Below are 19,617 nucleotides of genomic sequence, written 5' to 3'. Positions count from 1 at the left end.
TTAATCACTGGCATTAATAGCCTGCACCAAGGGTAAAACCACCCACCTGGCGCGACTTCCTTGTGCGGAAAAGTAATAATTAGTCACTATGAAACAATCGCTACAACTTAAAATTGGCCAGCAGCTGACCATGACGCCGCAGTTGCAGCAAGCGATCAAACTATTACAGCTTTCCACCCTAGATTTACAGCAAGAGATACAACAAGCCTTAGAAAGCAATCCCATGCTAGAGGTGAACGAAGAAAGCGAAGCCGACAGCCCAGCCAAAGAAGGCGATAAGCAAGCCGAGCTGGTAGACCTCAGCCAACCCAACGAAAAACCCACCAGCAAAGAAGCCGACAGCACCGCCGCCGATGCCGATAGTGACTGGGCTGAAAACAACATCCCCGACGACCTACCGGTAGACACCAACTGGGATGACGTTTACACCAATAACAGCCCCAGCAGTAACGGCTCATCAGCCAGCGGCGATAACGACTATAACTTTGACGCCAACAACAGCGCCGAAGAATCATTACAAGATCACCTCTACTGGCAGCTCAACCTGACCCGACTCTCCGACTTGGACCGAGCCGTCGCCATGGCTATAGTTGATGCCGTAGACAACAATGGCCGGCTCACCCAAACCCCCGAAGATATACTCTCCGGTTTTAGCGAAGAATACCCCGAACTAGAGCTGGACGAAGTGGTGGCAGTACTACACCGGGTACAGCAATTTGACCCGCCGGGGGTGGCTGCAGCTGACTTACAAGAGTGTTTGATGATACAGCTCAACCAGCTGTCTCCCGACACCCCTTGGCTAAAAGAAGCCAAACTTGTCACTACTCGCCACCTGGCCTTATTGGGCAACCGTGATTACGCCCAATTGATGCGCCGTAGCAAACTCAAAGAAACACAGCTGCAAGCCGCACTAGTGCTTATCCAAAGCCTTAGCCCCAACCCCGGCGAAACCATTACCAGCAGCCAAACCGAATATATAGTACCCGATGTTTTTGTTAAAAAGATCAAAGGCCGCTGGACCGTCGAGCTCAACCCCGATACCGCCCCCAAACTCAGTATTAACAGCACCTATGCCTCCATGGTTAAGCGCGCCGACAATAGCAGCGACAACAACTATTTGCGCGACAACTTGCAAGAGGCGCGCTGGTTTTTAAAAAGCCTACAAAGTCGCAACGAAACCCTGATGAAAGTGGCCACCCGCATCGTCGAGCACCAGCGCGGCTTTTTGGATTACGGTGACGAGGCCATGAAGCCTTTAGTACTGCACGACATCGCCGAGGCGGTAGAAATGCACGAATCCACTATCTCGCGGGTCACCACCCAAAAATACATGCATACGCCCAGAGGTATTTTTGAGCTCAAGTATTTTTTCTCCAGCCATGTCAGCACCGACTCCGGCGGCGAATGCTCCTCCACCGCGATACGGGCACTGATCAAAAAACTCATAGCCGCCGAAAACACCAAAAAACCACTCAGTGACAGTAAAATTACCGCCTTACTGGGCGAACAGGGCATCAAAGTGGCCCGCCGCACCATAGCCAAATACCGCGAGTCGCTTAATATACCGCCCTCTAATGAGCGCAAGCGGCTGGTTTAAGCTGAATAATCAAACACTTAAAAAACTACCGACACAGCGACGAGATTCTTAGCAGGCGAACTAAACAGGCTGCCAAAATTACGCTAAGCTGAAAGAGACGGGAGCCACTTCCTCCCTATTCAATTAAAGAGTCCGCACGCCGTGCAGCACTACTTTTTAACCCTGTCAGAAGGAGCCAGCCATGCAAATTAATGTTAGCGGTCACCATGTCGAAGTTACTACAGCCCTTAGAGATTACGTCAGCAGCAAATTTTCCCGCCTAGAACGCCATTTTGATCAAATAACTAACACCAATGTCACTTTAACCGTTGAAAAACTCAGCCAAAAAGCAGAAGCTAACGTCCATGTTGCTGGCGCCGATTTATTCGCTGTCTCAGAGTCTGAAGATATGTATGCTGCGATAGACACGCTCACCGACAAACTTGACCGCCAACTGATTAAACATAAAGAAAAAGTCAAAAGTTATTAGCCCATTAACCCCAAGCACGCTCACACAGTAATCGCGAAATTCTATGTCTTTATCCTCCATTCTTACCCTTGAGCGCACCCTCTGTGGTGCCGAAGGGCGCAGCAAAAAACGCGTTCTAGAAACTACATGCCAATTTATATGTCAGGATATAGTTTCGCTAGACAGTGAGGACTTATGCGACAAGATCACTGCCCGCGAGCAGCTGGGCAGCACCGGCCTAGGCCACGGCATAGCCATACCCCACTGCCGCATAGACAACTGCAGTAGCATTACCGGCGCGTTGATTAAACTAGAACAGCCGGTAGACTTTGACGCGATAGACGGTGAGCCCGTAGATATCTTGTTTGTACTTATCGTGCCTAACGAAGCGCAGGATGAACACCTAGCGGTGCTAGCTACCCTGGCCAAATTATTCAGCACCGCCGAATTTTGCCAGCAACTGCGCAACGCCAAAACCAGCCAAGAGCTGTTTGATATAGCCATTAACGCTTAGCTATAAACCCTTTGCTATTTAAGCTTATAGTCATAAACCACAGTCATTAATAACAGCCACACAGGAGCACTATGAGGCTAATTATCATCAGCGGCCGTTCCGGCTCAGGCAAAAGTAGCGCCCTCAACCTCTTAGAGGACGAAGGCTATTACTGCATAGACAATTTACCGGTAGCGCTGATTCCCGATTTAGTCACCCATCTTAAACAAGGCGGCCATCCTTCAGGGGATAAAGTTGCGCTGTGCATAGACGCCCGCAATAGCAGCAGCGACTTAAGCGCGCTCACCTTGATGATAGAAGGCGATCATCCCGGCGTAAGCATAGAAGTCATCTACCTAGACGCCGACAATGACAAGCTCATCAAGCGCTTTAGCGAAACCCGCCGCCGCCACCCGCTGAGTAATAAAGACACCGGCTTAGCCGAGGCCATTAGCCGCGAACAAAAACTGCTAGAACCCATTGCCAGTATTGCCACCCTCACCATAGACTCCAGTGACATGAGCCTACACGACCTGCGCGACACCATTAAGTCGCGCTTAGTCGACAAAAAAGGCAGCAGCATCTCCATTCAGTTTCAGTCCTTTGGCTTTAAACACCGCATACCTAACGATGCCGACCTAGTTTACGACATACGCATATTGCCCAACCCGCACTGGGACCCGGCCCTGCGCATACTTACCGGGCTAGACCAGCCGGTCATAGATTTTTTAAACACGCAGCCGCAAGTCGATAGCATGTACGAGGATATACGCAGTTATTTAGAAAAGTGGTTGCCCGCCTACCAAGACAGCAACCGCAGTTACATCACCATCGCCATAGGCTGCACTGGCGGCCAACACCGCTCCGTGTACATGGCCGAGCGGCTAGCCCATTATTTCGCTGACCACTTTGATAATGTGCAAGTCCGCCACCGCGAAATGCCCAAACAGGCTAGCTGAGAGCACGCTGAAACCCTAACTGCAATGAACCAGTAACAATAATGAACCAGAGCCACTGCATGATTACTTGTCACACCACCATTATTAATAAGCTGGGCCTACACGCCCGCGCCGCCGCCAAGTTTGTGTCTACCGCTAGCGCCTATGGTTGCAGTATTAACGTGGGCAAGGACGGTCAGTACGTCAATGCTAAAAGCATTATGTCGGTGATGATGCTGGCCGCCAGCAAAGGCACCGAGCTAGAACTACAGTTTGACGGTGACGATGCCGAAAGCGCCCAAGCCGCCCTACTGGAGCTTATCCATAATCGCTTTGACGAAGCCGAATAANCCCGCACAAANCCCGCCATAGTTCACTTAATTTCCTCTAAACACATATATTAAGTTGTTGAATTACTTAGTTTTCTGGATAATCACCGGCAGTCACCTACACTGCGCTTAGCGCCCAACCGTGGCACCGTGTGATTACCCGGAGACTCTATGTCCGAAAATGCCGAATACAAGCCCGCCCACAGTAACTTGGAATTGTTAAACCAAGCACTAGGCAGTGGCACCTTTATTCAGACTCGTCGCATGCTCAACAGCCTGCCGCGTACTGAAGTGGCACATATGATAGAGTCCTCACCGCCCAAAACCCGGGCCGTGCTCTGGCAGCTGATAAACTCCGACATAGAAGGCGAAATACTGCCCCACCTCAGCGATGAGATACAGGCCCAGTTCCTCAGCGAAATGAACACCAATGAGCTGGTGGCCGCCACCGAAGGCCTAGAGCCCGACGATATCGCCGATATTTTGCAGCAACTGCCCAACCAGGTGATACGTGAAGTCTTAGACTCCATGGACCACCAAGACCGGCAGCGGGTAGAGCAAATACTGTCCTACCCGGAAGACACTGCCGGCGGCTTGATGAACACCGATGTCATCACCGTGCGCCCTGCCGTCACCCTAGATGTGGTGGCACGTTATTTACGCCGCCATGCCGAGTTGCCAGAGATGACCGACAATCTCTATGTGGTTAGCCGCCGCGACGAATTTATCGGCCTATTACCGCTGCGTAAAATATTGGTGTCTGACCCCAGCGTCACCGTGCGCGAAATCATGAACACCGACGTTACGCCTATACATGCCAATTTAGATGACAGCGAAGTCGCACGCTTATTTGAACGCCACGATTTAATCTCGGCACCGGTAGTCGATAACAACGGCCGCCTGCTGGGCCGTATCACTATTGATGACGTGTTAGACGTTATCCGCGAAGATGCCGACCACTCACTGATGGGCATGGCCGGCTTAGGCGAAGACGAAGACACCTTCTCGCCCTTTAGTAAAACCGCACCGCGCCGCGCTATTTGGTTGGGCATCAACTTACTCACCGCCTTTGCCGCCTCAGGGGTGATTAACCTATTTCAAGACACCCTAGAAAAAGTGGTAGCGCTGGCGGTGTTAATGCCCATCGTCGCTAGTATGGGGGGCGTAGCAGGTACCCAAACCCTTACCGTGGTGATACGCGGCATGGCCATGGGCCATATAGATAGTAACAACAGCCGCTGGCTAATTACCCGCGAACTGTTAGTCGGCTTGGCCAACGGCCTATGCTGGGCGGTGGTGGTGGCGGGTGCCGCCACACTGTGGTTTGACGATACCATCATAGGTATTATTATCGCCGCCGCCATGCTAATTAATTTAGTCACCGCCGCCGTGGCTGGCGCCGTGCTACCCTTGGTACTGAAAAAAATGAACATAGACCCAGCCCTGGCCGGTGGTGTCGTCCTCACCACCGTCACCGATGTGGTGGGCTTTTTATCTTTCTTGGGGCTGGCAACCCTAGCTTACGCATAATGTACAAAGGCACAACATGAACCAATGGTATAACGACGAAGATGATCAGGATCTTCCCCCCAGTAAATCGCAACTTAAGCGCGAGATGCACGCACTGCAACAACTGGGTAGTAAAATTGTCAAACTCAGCATAGGCCAATATGCCACCATCCCCTTGGAAGGCATATTAAAAGAAGCCATAGATACCGCTCGCCGCATTAAAAGCCGCGAAGGCCTGCGTCGGCAAATGCAGTTTATAGGTAAACTCTTACGTGAGATGGATACCGCGCCTATAGAGCAGGCCTTTAGCGAATTAGAAAGTGGCCGTGTAAACGCCGCCATACGCTTTCAAGAATTAGAGCAATGGCGCGACCGTCTAGTGCAAGAAGGGCCTAATTCTGTAGAGGGCGTGCTAGAGCAATACCCACAAGCCGACCGCCAGCATTTACGCCAACTGGTGCTACAGGCTGGCAAAGAACAAAAAACCAATAAGCCCCCCGCCGCCGCCCGCAAAATTTTTAAATATTTACGCGAGCTCGATAAGCAGTAAGCCCAGCACGCTTAACCCTCTTAGGCCGCTATCCACTAGCGGCCTGATTTTTGTCCCCTGCCCTAACAGCCTATTTGTACTATGCTGATGATTCCTATAATTAATAATATTGATGGAGTCATACTATGTGCCGACTGTTACTGACCTTCGCCTTATTGCTCAGCCTCAGCAGCAACGGACTCAGCAGCGACGACCGCACTACTATTTATATCAAAGCAGGCACACTAATAGATGTGGTCAACGCAAAAGTCTTAACTCAGCAATTGATCACCGTACAGGGCCAGCAGATTATTGCCGTAGGCCCTATTAGCGCAAGCACGCTAGATCCGCAGGCACAGATTATAGACCTCAGCGATCACACCGTAATGCCCGGGTTGATGGACGCCCACACCCACTTACTCTCATCTATGGTGTGGGGCTATGACAGCCTAGCGCTGTCTGACGACAGGCTGCTGATTTACGGCGTTATCAATGCCGAAAAAACTTTGCTAGCGGGCTTTACCAGTGTGCGTGATGTGGGCGCGCCTAGCTTTGCCGATGTCGCCCTGCGCGACGCCATTAATGCCGGCGAAATCGCCGGCCCCCGCATGCTGGTCTCCGGCCCCGCCCTAGGCATTACCGGCGGTCACTGCGACAATAATATGCTGCCCATAGATTACCACGTACAAGCCGAAGCCGTGGCCGATGGCCCTTGGGCAGCACGCACTATGGTGCGCAAGAATATTAAATACGGTGCCGACCTGATTAAGTTTTGCGGCACCGGCGGGGTATTTTCCAAAGGCACTAAAGTGGGTGCCCAGCAATACACCCTAGAAGAAATGCGCGCCATTATTGACGAGGCACATATGGCCGGTAAAAAAGTCGCCGTGCACGCCCACGGCACGGCCGGTATTAAAGCCGCGATTATAGCCGGTGCCGATAGCATAGAGCACGCCAGTTTTCTGGATAACGAGGCGATTACGTTAGCCAAAAAAAACGGCACGTATTTATCCATGGATATTTACAACGACGACTTTATTCTGCAAGAGGGCAAGAAGTTTGGCATGACCGACGAGTCGCTAGCGAAAGAAAAACATTTGGGGCTCACCCAAAGGCAGAGCTTTCAAAAAGCCGTTAAGGCCGGAGTCAACATCGCCTATGGCACCGATGCCGGGGTCTACCCCAATGGTGAAAACGGCAAGCAAATGGCCAAGATGGTGGAGTGGGGCATGACCCCTATACAAGCCGTACAAACCGCCACCCTGCACACCGCCACCCTGTTTGGTAGCCAGCAGCAAACCGGTGCCATCACCGTGGGTAGGCTGGCCGACATTATTGCCATTAAAGGCGATCCGCTAAAAGATTTGTCGTTGTTTAAACACGTTAGCTTTGTGATGAAAGACGGCCAAGTTTATAAACAACCCTAAACTGCCATAGCGGGTGCAGGAGCGATCTCCGCACTTGCCATTACTGCGTCACTGCCCTTTAATAACGGCTTTGTTAATCAATAGCTTGGGCATAACCTATGGATCATCGAACACTGCTAGGCGTAGAACTGCCTATTATTCAAGCCCCTATGGCAGGGGTGCAAGACAGCGAATTAGCCCTAGCAGTGGCTGCCGCAGGCGGCTTAGGTTCACTGCCCTGCGCCATGCTCAGCGCCGAGCAATTACAGGCCGAGCTAAGCCGCTTACAAGACCACCCCCAAAAAGATAGCCCGCAGCGGTTTAATATTAATTTTTTCTGCCATCAGCCACCCAAGCCCGACCCTGCTAAAGAGCAACAGTGGCGGCAATTACTGCAACCCTATTTTGCAGAATTAAACCTAGACATAAACACTATCGCGGCAGGCCCACAACGCCTGCCCTTTAGCCACGCCATCGCCGACATATTAGAACCTTACCAGCCCACCATTATCAGTTTTCATTTTGGCCTGCCTGCCGCCGACTTATTAGCGCGGGTAAAAAGCTGGGGCAGCACCGTGCTAGCCTCTGCCACCACTGTAAAGGAAGCCCTTTGGCTGCAGGCTCACGGTGCCGATGCCATTATTGCCCAAGGTTTAGAAGCCGGCGGCCATCGCGGCATGTTTCTCAACCAAGACTTAAGCGAGCAAATGGGCAGCTTTGCATTACTGCCGCAAATAGTTGCGGCCGTCACTCTACCGGTTATTGCCGCAGGCGGTATCGCCGATGCTAAAGGCGTGAAAACAGCATTGGATTTAGGCGCCATAGCCGCACAAATTGGCAGTGCCTATTTGTTGTGTCCAGAAGCTAAAACCAGCACCTTACATAGAGCAGCGCTGAGTAGCGATAGAGTACAACACACCGCCGTGACTAATCTGTTATCGGGCAGGCCCGCCCGTGGCATAGTGAACCGCCTTATTAGCGAGCTGGGGCCTATCAATACCAAAGCGCCAGAGTTCCCGCTGGCGGCTACAGCCATCAGCGCGCTGCGTCTACAGGCCGAAAGCCAAGGGCTGGATCATTTTTCACCACTGTGGTGCGGGCAGAATGCTAGCGGCTGCCAAACTATTTCCGCCACCGACTTAACCCTATGGCTGGCGACGAACGTTTAAAGCCGTAAAACATTAAAAAAATGAAAAGAAAACATGACTTTAGTCATAAGTGGTAACACACGGTTATTGCTGTGCCTAACCATGCCCGCGCTGGCACCCATATCCAGGGTATCGCACAGAACGTATAGACCCGCTACGCCTCTTAAAACAGCGCCATTAACAATGACTTATACCGTTTGCAGTTAAAAATAAGCTCTTCACAAATGGTGCGGGGTAAAAAAAGCGCTCTCGCCCTCTGGGTAACCAAGCCCAATGAGATGACAGCACTACAAGCCACCGGCGGCTGGCTGGACAAACCGCAATATAATTAGCCACTATATAAACACTATTCCCTATAACTATTCTCGCTGCCTGGCAGCCCTCGCTCAGGCCGTTAACAAGCGCCCACTACAGGTAAAACGACTAAGGTTTTTTTACACATTTACATGCTTAAAAAAATATTTCTTACAATAATTGACTACGTCCTATTTTTTTTTAGACTATGCTTAGATTCAGAGTGGTGAGTTCATAGCAGCATTATCATCAGACTAACCGGCAGGGATTTTGCCACATCTGGGTATTTTTAATTCTGAGGATTTACTCAGCGTTTTTTCGGTCTTACCGTTACAGGGGTGAATTATGAGCATCTTTAGCCACTACCGCCAACGCTACGAAACTGTGCAACAGGAAGATCTTAGTATCCAAGAATATCTGGAACTATGTAAATCTGACCCTAGCGTCTATGCCTCGGCGGCTGAACGTCTATTACTGGCTATAGGCGAACCGGAAATTGTTGATACCGCCAAAGACGCCAGACTCAGTCGTATTTTTTCCAACAAAGTCATCAAGCGCTACCCTGTATTCAAAGACTTCTACGGTATGGAAGAGTGTATAGAAAACATAGTTTCGTTTTTTAAACATGCCGCCCAAGGTTTGGAAGAGAAAAAACAAATACTCTATCTATTAGGCCCAGTCGGTGGCGGTAAATCGTCCCTAGCCGAAAAATTAAAATCGCTAATGGAAAAAGAGCCTATCTATTGTATTAAAGGCTCACCTGTTTTTGAATCACCATTAGGGCTGTTCGACCCAGAAGAAGATGGAAAAATATTACGCGAAGACTACGGCATACCTCGCCGTTATATCAACACCATCATGTCGCCCTGGGCGGTTAAGCGCCTGCATGAATACAATGGTGACATCAGCCAATTTAAAGTAGTAAAAGTCTACCCCTCTATACTCAGTCAAATTGCCATTTCAAAAACAGAACCGGGCGATGAAAACAACCAAGACATTTCATCACTGGTAGGTAAAGTCGATATACGCCAGCTAGAAGAGTTCCCACAAAATGATCCTGACGCCTATAGCTTTTCTGGCGGCCTATGCCGAGCTAACCAAGGCATAATGGAATTTGTGGAAATGTTTAAAGCGCCCATCAAAGTATTACACCCGCTGTTAACCGCCACCCAGGAAGGTAACTACAACAGCACCGAGGGCCTAAGCGCGATACCGTTTAACGGCATTATTTTAGCGCACTCCAACGAATCAGAGTGGAAAACCTTTAAAAACAACAAAAACAATGAGGCCTTTATAGATCGCGTCTATATAGTCAAAGTACCTTATTGCTTGCGCGTTTCAGAAGAAGTCAAAATATACAAAAAACTGTTAGAAAATAGTTCACTGGCAAAAGCCCAGTGCGCTCCAGACACCTTATCCATGCTGGCCAAGTTCGCCATATTGTCGCGTTTAAAAGAACCCGAAAACTCCAACATCTATTCAAAGATGAAAATCTATGACGGCAAAAACCTAAAAGACACCGACCCTAAGGCCAAATCCATACAAGAGTATCGCGACAGCGCCGGCGTTGACGAGGGCATGAACGGACTTTCCACCCGCTTTGCCTTTAAAATACTCTCTAAGGTGTTTAATTTTGACCCCACAGAAATAGCCGCCAACCCCGTACATCTACTGTATGTGCTAGAGCAGCAAATAGAGCAAGAGCAATTCCCTAAGGAAATTCGAGACCGTTATTTAAACTTTATTAAAGAATACATAGCCTCACAATATGTAGAGTTTATAGGCAAGGAAATACAAACCGCTTATTTAGAATCCTACGCCGAATACGGCCAAAACATTTTCGACCGCTATGTCACCTATGCCGATTTCTGGATACAAGACCAAGAATTTCGCGACCCAGAAACCGGTGAAATACTTGATAGAGCTTCGCTAAATGAAGAGCTTGAGAAAATAGAGAAACCTGCAGGCATCAGCAACCCCAAAGATTTTCGCAACGAAGTGGTTAACTTTGTCTTGCGAGCTAGGGCCAACAACGACGGCAACAACCCAGCGTGGAACAGTTACGAAAAGCTACGCACGGTTATAGAAAAGAAAATGTTCTCCAATACTGAGGATTTACTACCGGTTATTTCATTCAACACCAAAGCATCAGCCGAGGACAAAACAAAACACAGAGACTTTGTTGATCGCATGACAGAAAGAGGCTATACCGAGAAACAAGTAAGACTTTTATCTGAGTGGTACTTACGCGTCAGAAAATCACAGTAGCTGCTAAGCCAAAACACAGCTTTGTGTTAGGGGTGAGCATGAGTATGCAGGCCAGCGATTTTCCATCACGTTATTACAGGTAAGCTTATGAGCTTTATTATAGATAGACGCCTCAACGCCAAAAACAAAAGCACGGTTAACCGCCAACGCTTTTTAAAGCGCTATCGCAAACATATTAAAAAAGCGGTTAGTGATGCCATAGGCAAGCGCTCCATCACCGATATAGAGCATGGCGAGAAAATCAGCATCCCCTCCAAAGAGATAGACGAGCCTATATTTCATCACGGCCAAGGCGGCCACTCAGAAAATGTGCTGCCGGGCAATACCGATTTCATTACTGGTGACCACATCCCCAGGCCACCCTCAGGTGGTGGCGAGGGTGGCTCTGGGTCTGGCGCCAGTGATAAGGGCGAGGGGGAAGATGACTTTATCTTCAACATCACCCAGGAAGAATTTCTAGACTTTATGTTTGAAGACCTGGAACTGCCCAACATGATTAAACGGCAGTTGGCTGGCAACGAAGAATTCAAAATACACCGCGCCGGCATTAGCAACGAAGGTTCACCGGGGAAAATCAATATCGTCAGATCTCTGCGTTCGGCCAATGCCCGACGCATAGCCCTAACCTCTTCGAAACGTAAAAAACTTGCCGCCCTGCAACAAGAGTTAGACCAGCTGCAAGCGGTAGACATGATATTACGAAACCACCAACGCATAGAGTTTCTAACAGACGCAATTGAAAAACTCAGCAAGCTTATAAAACGCGTACCTTGGTTAGATGACTTCGACCTTAAGTACAACTTGCATGTTAAAGTTCCCAATCCACAATCCAAAGCGGTAATGTTTTGCCTAATGGATGTCTCCGGTTCTATGGATCAAACCACCAAAGATATAGCCAAGCGTTTTTTTATATTACTGTATTTATTTTTACAACGTAACTACCAGCGTACCGAGGTGGTTTTTATACGCCACCACACTAGTGCCAGCGAAGTTGATGAACAGGAATTTTTCTATTCTAGGGAAACCGGCGGCACCATAGTTTCCAGCGCCTTAAAATTAATGAAAACCATTATTGATTCGCGCTACCCTTCCGAGCAGTGGAATATTTACGGCGCACAGGCATCTGACGGCGACAACTGGAATGATGACTCATCTATCTGCCGGCAGCTACTTAGTGAAGACATATTACCTAAAGTGCAATATTACTCTTACATAGAGATCACTCCCAGAGAGCATCAATCGCTATGGGAGGATTACAGCATTGTTCAAGACCAACATCCCAAATCATTTGCCATGCAACAACTCGTTGACGCGTCCGAAATTTATTCCGTTTTTCGCGAACTTTTCCAGAAGCAAATCGCATGAAACAATCACCACTATCCACCTCATCTGAATGGAGCTTTGAGCTAATAGAGCGCTATGACAGAGAAATCGCTAAAATTGCTGCCGAATTTGGCCTAGACACCTACCCCAACCAAATCGAAGTCATTAGTTCGGAACAAATGATGGATGCCTATGCCTCGTCTGGCATGCCGCTAGGCTATCACCACTGGTCCTATGGCAAACAATTTATCAATACCGAGCGTTCGTATAACCGCGGGCAAATGGGTTTAGCCTATGAAATAGTGATTAACTCTAACCCTTGCATAGCTTATTTAATGGAAGAAAACACCATGACCATGCAGGCACTGGTTATTGCCCACGCCTGCTACGGCCACAACTCTTTTTTTAAGGGTAATTATTTATTTAAAACCTGGACCGATGCCGATTCCATTATTGATTATTTAGTTTTCGCCAAAAATTATATCGCTGAGTGCGAAAACAAATACGGCATTACTGAAGTTGAGAATGTTATTGACTCCTGCCATGCCATTATGAATTATGGTGTGGATCGCTATAAACGCCCCTACCCCATTTCCGCAGCAGAAGAAAAAAACCGCCAGCACGAACGCGAAGAACACTTACAAAAACAAGTCAACGACCTATGGCGTACTATTCCTGCAGGCAGCGCCGAGGCCGACACACTTAAAAAGGTCCGCTTTCCAGCAGAGCCAGAAGAAAACCTGCTCTATTTTTTTGAAAAGAACTCACCACTGCTAGACCCATGGCAACGAGAAATAATACGCATAGTTAGGAAAATAGCGCAGTACTTCTATCCACAACGGCAAACCCAAGTTATGAACGAGGGCTGGGCCTGTTTTTGGCATTACACGATATTAAATGAAATGTACGACAGGGGCTTAGTCACCGACGGCTTTATTCTGGAATTTTTGCAATCGCACACTAGCGTGGTCTTCCAACCACCCTACAACAGCCCTTATTATAACGGCATCAACCCCTATGCACTGGGGTTTAATATGATGATAGATATACGTCGCATCTGCGAACATCCCACCGCTGAAGACAGAGAGTGGTTCCCAGATATTGCGGGCAGTGATTGGAAAAAAACGCTGCAGTTCGCCATGCGTGACTTTAAAGATGAAAGCTTTATCTTGCAGTTTCTATCCCCTAAAATCATTCGCGACCTAAAGCTATTTTTTATAATCGACGATGATAACAATGCCGATATAGAAGTTGCCGCCATACACGATAGCAGCGGCTATCAAAAAGTGCGGGAATCATTAGCTGGGCAATACAATCTAGGTAATAGGGAACCCAATATTCAAGTGCACAACGTAGAGATTTCCGGCGACAGATCGCTCACCTTGCACCACACGCAGTTTGCAAGAAAACCTATGGGGAAATCCACCGAGTCGGTATTAAAACATATACACAGGTTATGGGGGTTTGACATACACCTGCACTCGCTAGACAACAAGACTATTACCCAGAGCTTTCACTACCCAGCTAAAACCGGTAAGGATGAAGCTGGCCAGTGATTTATCGGCACACACTCTGCGGTTTACGTCTTGAAAAATAACCTGCCTTGGCAATAAAGGTAGCCACAAGAATCAAGCCGCACCCCCACATAGCTTGAGCGGACAACACCTCACCTAAGATAGCGTAGCCAAACAAAGCGGCAACCACTGGCTCCAGCATAAAGATCAAACTGGTATGGGTGGCGGTGGTATAGCGCTGCGCATAGGTTTGCACATAAAAGCGTATAACCGTGGCCACCACAATTAAATAGGCGATGCCATAAACCGCAGCCGCGTTGATATCCAGTTTAAGTTCAGCAAAGCACAACATACCTAGACTGCTCACTACCGCTACCATAGTCACTTGCACCCAAGCTAAAATAACCGGATCGTAACGCACCGCATATCGCGAGTTATAAATGGTGTACAAGGCAAAACAGAACGCCGAGGCCATAACCCATATGTCGCCCTGATTGATATTAGTGCCTGCCTGCAAGGTTAATAATGCCAAGCCTATCACCGCTATAGGCAGGCCTAACAAAACAAGGCGATCAATACGCTCGCCATAAAACAACAATGCAAAGACCGGCACCAGCACCACTTCCATACTTATAATAAAGGAGACCTGGCCAGACTGGCTGTGCTGTAAACCTATAGTCATCATAATAATGCCTACAGATAAAAATATACCTACCCGTAAACAAGGTAAAAAAATAGACCACTGCAACTGATGAATGCGTTTATAAAACAGCATATATAGCAGCAAGGATGATATGAAAAATCGCAGCGCTAAAAAAACAAATGGATCTAGCGTTTGTAAGACTATTTTTGAAATAAAATAGGTAGAGCCGGTAACCAGGGTCAGTAAGGCCAAAACTGCGTCAGCCTGCCATTGGGGCATAAAGTACTCGTTAACAATGATGATTAAAGTTTAGTTTTTTGCTTGCACCGTAAAGCGCTGATGCTGCTGTATAGGCATGGCCAAGCGCAGCTGCTGTAAGCTAGCCAAGTCCATGTTAGCTACTACGCAAGCCTCACCCTTATCGGCCTGCGCCAATATCTTGCCCCAACCATCTATAATCGCCGAGCCGCCCGAGGTTTCTCGGCCATTGTCATGATCGCCGCCTTGGTTGGCGCCTATGATATAACATTGATTCTCTATCGCCCTGGCGCGCAGCAACGGCAACCAATGCGCCTCACCGGTTTTGCGGGTAAATGCCGCAGGCACGCTGATCATATCCACGCCCTCAGCAAACATAGCGCGAAAAAATTCAGGAAAGCGCAGGTCGTAACAAATCGCCATACCCAAACGTCCAAAGGGGGTAGCAAACACCACCACATCATTGCCGGGCACAAAGGTATCGGACTCTCTATAACTACCGTGTTTGTCGGCCACATCAACATCAAAAAGATGCAACTTATTATAACGTGCGCACTCCTCGCCTCTATCATTAAACAAGAGGCTGGCCGCATACACCTTACTGCTGCTACCCGCATCGGCTATGGGTATAGAGCCCGCCACTATCCACACTTTATGCTTGCGCGCCTGCTGCGCCAAAAACTGCCGTATAGGTGCCTTGCCCGTCGCTTCGGCTACGCCTACGGTATATTGCTGTGCACTGGCGAACATCGCGAACACCTCGGGCAACACTAATAATTGCGCACCCTGCGCAACAGCCTGCGCCATTAATATTTCAGCACGAGCTAAATTTTCATCGAGTTTACTGCCGCTAAGCATTTGTATGGCTGCTATTGTTGCTACTGTCATGGCCCCGCCTTACTATCCTTTGCTGATTTAAGCTGTGTTTGCTGATTCTTTTGACCTTTAGCGTCAAACACTTTTTTCAGTTTCAATTGCGGGTCATCCCACTTGCCCTCTATGCTATATACGGCACTGGAAAACTTATCAACCTGCGTTTCAAATAACTTACTGGCACCGTAAACTATGGCTGCCGCCGGTACCCCTCCCATCAGCGCCGCTATCCAGGGTAAGTTTTTCCCTACCGGTAGCGTGGCAATTAAATCCATATCCAATACCTCGGCATTAAGATCCGTACTGCCAGACAAGCGGAAGCGGCTTGAAGGACTCTCTATATTGAGATAATCGATGATATATAGGCGACCACCCACCATTTCAAATTCGCCTTTAAGCTCATCAAAACTCACCCCAGACTTATATAGGTCGGTAAAGTCTAAGCGCAAGCGGCGTAAAATATTATTCATATTTAACACACTGACTATGCGTAAAGCGCCTGTTGCACCACCTGCAGTGTTTAAGAAAATGCCTTTTTTAACATCCAGCTTAATATCGCCTTGCGACAAAGCCATTTGCCACTGGTCGGGCGCGCCTGGCCAGGTTAAATCCAACTCTATTAAACCGCTCTTAGATTCTATCGCCCGCTCATAGCCCCATTGCTCAAACACAGCACCCACATCGCTAAAACTTATCGCACCTGTTAGCTGGCTCTCGCCACCTTGTTCACGCTTAAGCCATGTGAGTCGTAATTTTTTCTCAGCCCCACCCAGTTTAAGCTTGCGAATCTCGCCCTGTATATTATTAAACGTTAAGCTATTTTTCTTAGATCGTAGCTCTAAGGCTAGATGGCCTAATAAATCTTGGTTTATATAAATTTCTTTGATGGCAATATCAACATTAGGGATATCCGCAGGATTGATATCATCAAACATCGAGGCCTTTAATTGATAAAATTCCGTCGCTTTATTTTCATCTATAGCCTCATCGCGTTTTTCACTCTCGGCGGTCGATAGATGTACGGTTTGCAAATTAAGCTGTATGGCTTTATTGCCTGCAACTGGAAACGCAATGGCACCGGTAATTTTATCGCTAACCACATCTAACACCCAGGCTTGCTGTTGTTGCTGCACATTGACCAGCCCTGACTCTACCGCCAAGCCATAAACATCGACGTGGTTAAGCTGCAGGTTTTCTACTCGTAATGGCAGGCTATGAGTAGGGGGTTTAATTGTTACTTTTTTTGTTTTTTTATTGGCCGCTAATTTATCCAGCTCAGCACTGTTGGCGAAATAACGCTGCAAAGCCTGCTGCACCTCTTGCGCAGCTACGTGCTCCACCATTCCGGTAATTACAAACTCGTCATCAGGCACAGGCTCATCACCGCTAGGGTTAAACACCAAATTACCGCCACTCACGCCTTGCTCGGTTAAGCGTAAATGGCTGCTAAGCGTTTTATCCAGCGTCATGGTTAGCAGCGTTTGTTCGCCACCTAAAGGTATGCTCAGAGCAAAAGCCGCGACCTCATCAGAGGACTTTTTATAGGGCGGCGGTAAATCTATAGCCACACCCTTTAAATCAGACACTAGGGTTAACTGATCATGTTCTGAATTAACCCGCACCTCAGCCTGCACCTGGGTTTGGCCACTAAAATAGGTCATGCCAGCAAACTGTGCCCAGTCCTCTACATCATCCACATGCAACTGGCCGTCCACATTCACCACGACTGAGTGGTCAGCGGCCTGGGCTATTTTTACTGTCGCTTTTTTATTAAACAACAAACCTTGCAAGCCGGTAGACGTCACCCCCTTGGTAGAGGAATATTCAAACGGGCCGTAAAAATCTTTTAGGCTTAGGCGATAATCGGATAGGCGCAAATCGCCCGCCCGTATATAGGCCGCAAAATCTACCTGTACCGGCTGTTCGCTTTGCGACGCTATGGGCACCCCCAAGGTTAAATGGGCGCTCATATCACCGCTAAGCTGCCAGTCGACAAAGGTATCGCCAACGATCTCACGCAAGTTGCCGGTATTCACTACGGCTAATCCCTGCCCAGCATCACCTTGTAACTGTGTCGCCACACTTAACCAAGGGTCGCCATTAGGCTGTGGAGTCACGGTGACGCGGGTATCATGCAAGGCAATGCCGCTGGCTATAGCGCTGGCGCTGTAAACATCGACATCGCCATCATCCACAAAAACCTGTGCTTGTATACTATTTAGCGCAGGCCAACCCGGCTGATAATCCAACTCACCATTGGCGACATCAAGAAATAATTGCACACTGCGCTCTTGCGCGCTGTCTTTAGCTAGAGAGCCGTTATAAATAAAACCGCCCTGGGTAATATCGCCGCCCTGTATGCTGCTATCCAACCACGCTAATAAATCTTCACTCAGCACCGCGGGTATGAATTTATCGCGATTGCTGGCCGGGGTATTAGTTAAACCCACCGCTAAAAACATAGTGGCATCCCCGGCATCTTGCTGCCGGGGAAACCGCAAGGCCAACTGCGCTACCGCCGGACCATACTCGGCTCTAACATCTATCACCCCGCTATCAACATAGATGGCTTCTGGCTCTATGCGCCAAGCCACTTTGGCCTTGGCTATATCAAAGTGCAGGCTGTTGTCATAAATACCTGGAAAGCTAATATCGAAAGGCTCACTGCTTAGGGTAACCGCACCCGCGCTTTCACTCAGCTCTAAATAGCCGCTGATATTGCTCGCCGCTGGCGCACCGTGCCACGCCGCTATAGCTACCGCATCTAACTCGGCCAATAGCGTATATTGGCCGCTAAAATCGATGGCGTCGGCGCTGGGGCCTCGGCCTATATTGACGTTAATATGGCGCAAACTGCCCTTGGGGGACAACGTCGTCAAGGCTTGCTGTGCCGCTTCGGGTAAAACCTTAAGGCTTAATAACTTATTGCTAAGCTGCTCCGCATTAAGCTCTGATAAATCAATGATTAATGCATCGGCACTTAAGGTTGCCATGCTATGTTCTATCGCTATGCTCTGCCCTTGCCATTCGCCTGCGATACTAGGCAGCCACAGCTGCCATTCATCCTGCAGATTTTTTTCGGCCCTAAAATCTAGAGAGAAATCTTTTAAGATGGGGATTAACTGCTCATTAATACTACCTATATCGAATAACGGCGTACTGATATTACCCTGCAAGGCAATGACGCGGTCCGGTTGCCAGTCCAACCAGATGGTGCTATCCACAGTGAGCTGTTTAGGCTTAAGGCCAAAGCTATGCAGTACTGGCAATTGCTCTACCAAATCCACCGCAGCAAATTTTAAATAGCCCTGTGCGGTAAAATCGTCATCCCTAGGGTCACCCAAGGTTTCTACTAGCAGTGTTATAGGCTCGTCTTCTACCACATCACTTTCGTCGTAGTGCTGTGCATCTTGCAAATTAGCTTGCAAGTGTATGCGCCTAAAGCCTTGGTGGTGCCTAAGAATTAATTCGCCGGTATAGAGCTTGGTCTGCTTATCGCTGTAGTACTGTAACTCTATATGGCTGTTAAAAAATTCTAGCCTATCGATAGCCAAAATAGCATCTAGCAACTGATCTACATCCAGTGCGCTATTATTATCGGCCAAGGCATAATCAAAACCTGCCAACGACCATTTGCCCGGTGATTTTTCTTCAAGACGCGTCGTTAAACCATCCAGGGAAACGCTGTCTATTAAAAAGCGCCTATGCCACAGCGACTGTAAAGGGTTTACTTTGAAATTAGCTTGCGGGATTTTCAGTAGCGCTTGCTGATTCGCGCCGTGCAAGACTATGTCGTTAAAGGAAAGGATAAATGACAGCTTAGACCAGCTTCCTGAAATACTACCCACTTCTACCGGTAAACCGGTATATTCTACAAAATAACCTACCAGTACACGCTGGTATTTTTCTACATAATCTATGTAGTAACGTCCCAGGCTGGCATAGCTGGCCACCAGCAACAAGGCTGTGAGCAGAATAAGCTTGACCGTGCGCCTACACCAGGTTGTGCATTGCTTTATCATGCTGTTAAGCCTGGCACCGTTGAAG

General features: G+C 48.5%; 15 protein-coding genes. 12 read left to right on the top strand and 3 right to left on the bottom strand.

Annotated features, from left to right (window positions below):
* The first annotated feature begins 88 nt into the window (after positions 1–88).
* The 12 genes from B067_RS0109000 to B067_RS0108935 all read left to right on the top strand — a co-directional run bounded on the left by B067_RS0109000 (position 89) and on the right by B067_RS0108935 (position 13,838).
* A complete protein-coding gene (locus B067_RS0109000; protein WP_019529751.1) occupies positions 89–1,597 on the top strand; it encodes an RNA polymerase factor sigma-54 in 1,509 nt (502 codons plus the stop codon).
* A gap of 181 nt (positions 1,598–1,778) precedes the next feature.
* Positions 1,779–2,066, top strand: a complete 288-nt coding sequence (hpf, locus tag B067_RS0108995; RefSeq protein ID WP_019529750.1) for a ribosome hibernation-promoting factor, HPF/YfiA family — start codon at positions 1,779–1,781, stop codon at positions 2,064–2,066.
* A gap of 43 nt (positions 2,067–2,109) precedes the next feature.
* On the top strand, positions 2,110–2,559 hold the full coding sequence (locus tag B067_RS0108990; protein WP_019529749.1) for a PTS sugar transporter subunit IIA: 450 nt from the start codon (positions 2,110–2,112) through the stop codon (positions 2,557–2,559).
* A gap of 71 nt (positions 2,560–2,630) precedes the next feature.
* On the top strand, positions 2,631–3,497 hold the full coding sequence (gene rapZ, locus B067_RS0108985) for an RNase adapter RapZ (protein WP_019529748.1): 867 nt from the start codon (positions 2,631–2,633) through the stop codon (positions 3,495–3,497).
* 59 nt (positions 3,498–3,556) lie between these two features.
* Positions 3,557–3,826: an HPr family phosphocarrier protein gene (locus B067_RS0108980; RefSeq protein WP_019529747.1), complete on the top strand. Its 270-nt coding sequence runs from the start codon at positions 3,557–3,559 to the stop codon at positions 3,824–3,826.
* Between the two features lie 150 nt (positions 3,827–3,976).
* Complete coding sequence (mgtE, locus tag B067_RS0108975) at positions 3,977–5,335, top strand: magnesium transporter (RefSeq protein WP_019529746.1); 1,359 nt, start codon at positions 3,977–3,979, stop codon at positions 5,333–5,335.
* Between the two features lie 16 nt (positions 5,336–5,351).
* Positions 5,352–5,864 (top strand): ribosome biogenesis factor YjgA, encoded by a 513-nt coding sequence (gene yjgA, locus B067_RS0108970; RefSeq protein ID WP_019529745.1) that lies wholly within the window; start codon positions 5,352–5,354, stop codon positions 5,862–5,864.
* A 125-nt stretch (positions 5,865–5,989) separates the two neighbouring features.
* Positions 5,990–7,270, top strand: a complete 1,281-nt coding sequence (locus B067_RS0108965; RefSeq protein ID WP_019529744.1) for a Xaa-Pro dipeptidase — start codon at positions 5,990–5,992, stop codon at positions 7,268–7,270.
* Between the two features lie 98 nt (positions 7,271–7,368).
* A complete protein-coding gene (locus tag B067_RS0108960) occupies positions 7,369–8,418 on the top strand; it encodes an NAD(P)H-dependent flavin oxidoreductase (protein ID WP_019529743.1) in 1,050 nt (349 codons plus the stop codon).
* A gap of 618 nt (positions 8,419–9,036) precedes the next feature.
* A complete protein-coding gene (locus tag B067_RS0108945; RefSeq protein ID WP_019529740.1) occupies positions 9,037–10,959 on the top strand; it encodes a PrkA family serine protein kinase in 1,923 nt (640 codons plus the stop codon).
* Between the two features lie 87 nt (positions 10,960–11,046).
* A complete protein-coding gene (locus B067_RS0108940) occupies positions 11,047–12,324 on the top strand; it encodes a YeaH/YhbH family protein (RefSeq protein WP_019529739.1) in 1,278 nt (425 codons plus the stop codon).
* Positions 12,321–13,838, top strand: coding sequence for a SpoVR family protein (locus tag B067_RS0108935; protein WP_019529738.1), 1,518 nt, complete (start codon positions 12,321–12,323; stop codon positions 13,836–13,838). Before B067_RS0108940 ends, B067_RS0108935 begins: the two co-directional genes overlap by 4 nt.
* Before the next feature lies 1 nt (position 13,839).
* Here the strand turns inward: B067_RS0108935 and B067_RS0108930 are convergent, their stop codons facing one another.
* Genes B067_RS0108930 through B067_RS0108920 form a run of 3 tightly spaced genes read right to left on the bottom strand, consistent with a single transcriptional unit; the run spans position 13,840 to position 19,592 of the window.
* A complete protein-coding gene (locus B067_RS0108930) occupies positions 13,840–14,718 on the bottom strand; it encodes a DMT family transporter (protein WP_019529737.1) in 879 nt (292 codons plus the stop codon).
* 30 nt (positions 14,719–14,748) lie between these two features.
* On the bottom strand, positions 14,749–15,585 hold the full coding sequence (locus B067_RS0108925) for a carbon-nitrogen hydrolase family protein (protein ID WP_019529736.1): 837 nt from the start codon (positions 15,583–15,585) through the stop codon (positions 14,749–14,751).
* A complete protein-coding gene (locus B067_RS0108920) occupies positions 15,582–19,592 on the bottom strand; it encodes a YhdP family protein (protein WP_019529735.1) in 4,011 nt (1,336 codons plus the stop codon). Before B067_RS0108920 ends, B067_RS0108925 begins: the two co-directional genes overlap by 4 nt.
* Positions 19,593–19,617: the final 25 nt, after the last annotated feature.

Source organism: Dasania marina DSM 21967 (genome assembly GCF_000373485.1).
GTDB lineage: Bacteria > Pseudomonadota > Gammaproteobacteria > Pseudomonadales > Dasaniaceae > Dasania > Dasania marina.
This window is presented reverse-complemented; position numbering and strand designations above follow the sequence as displayed.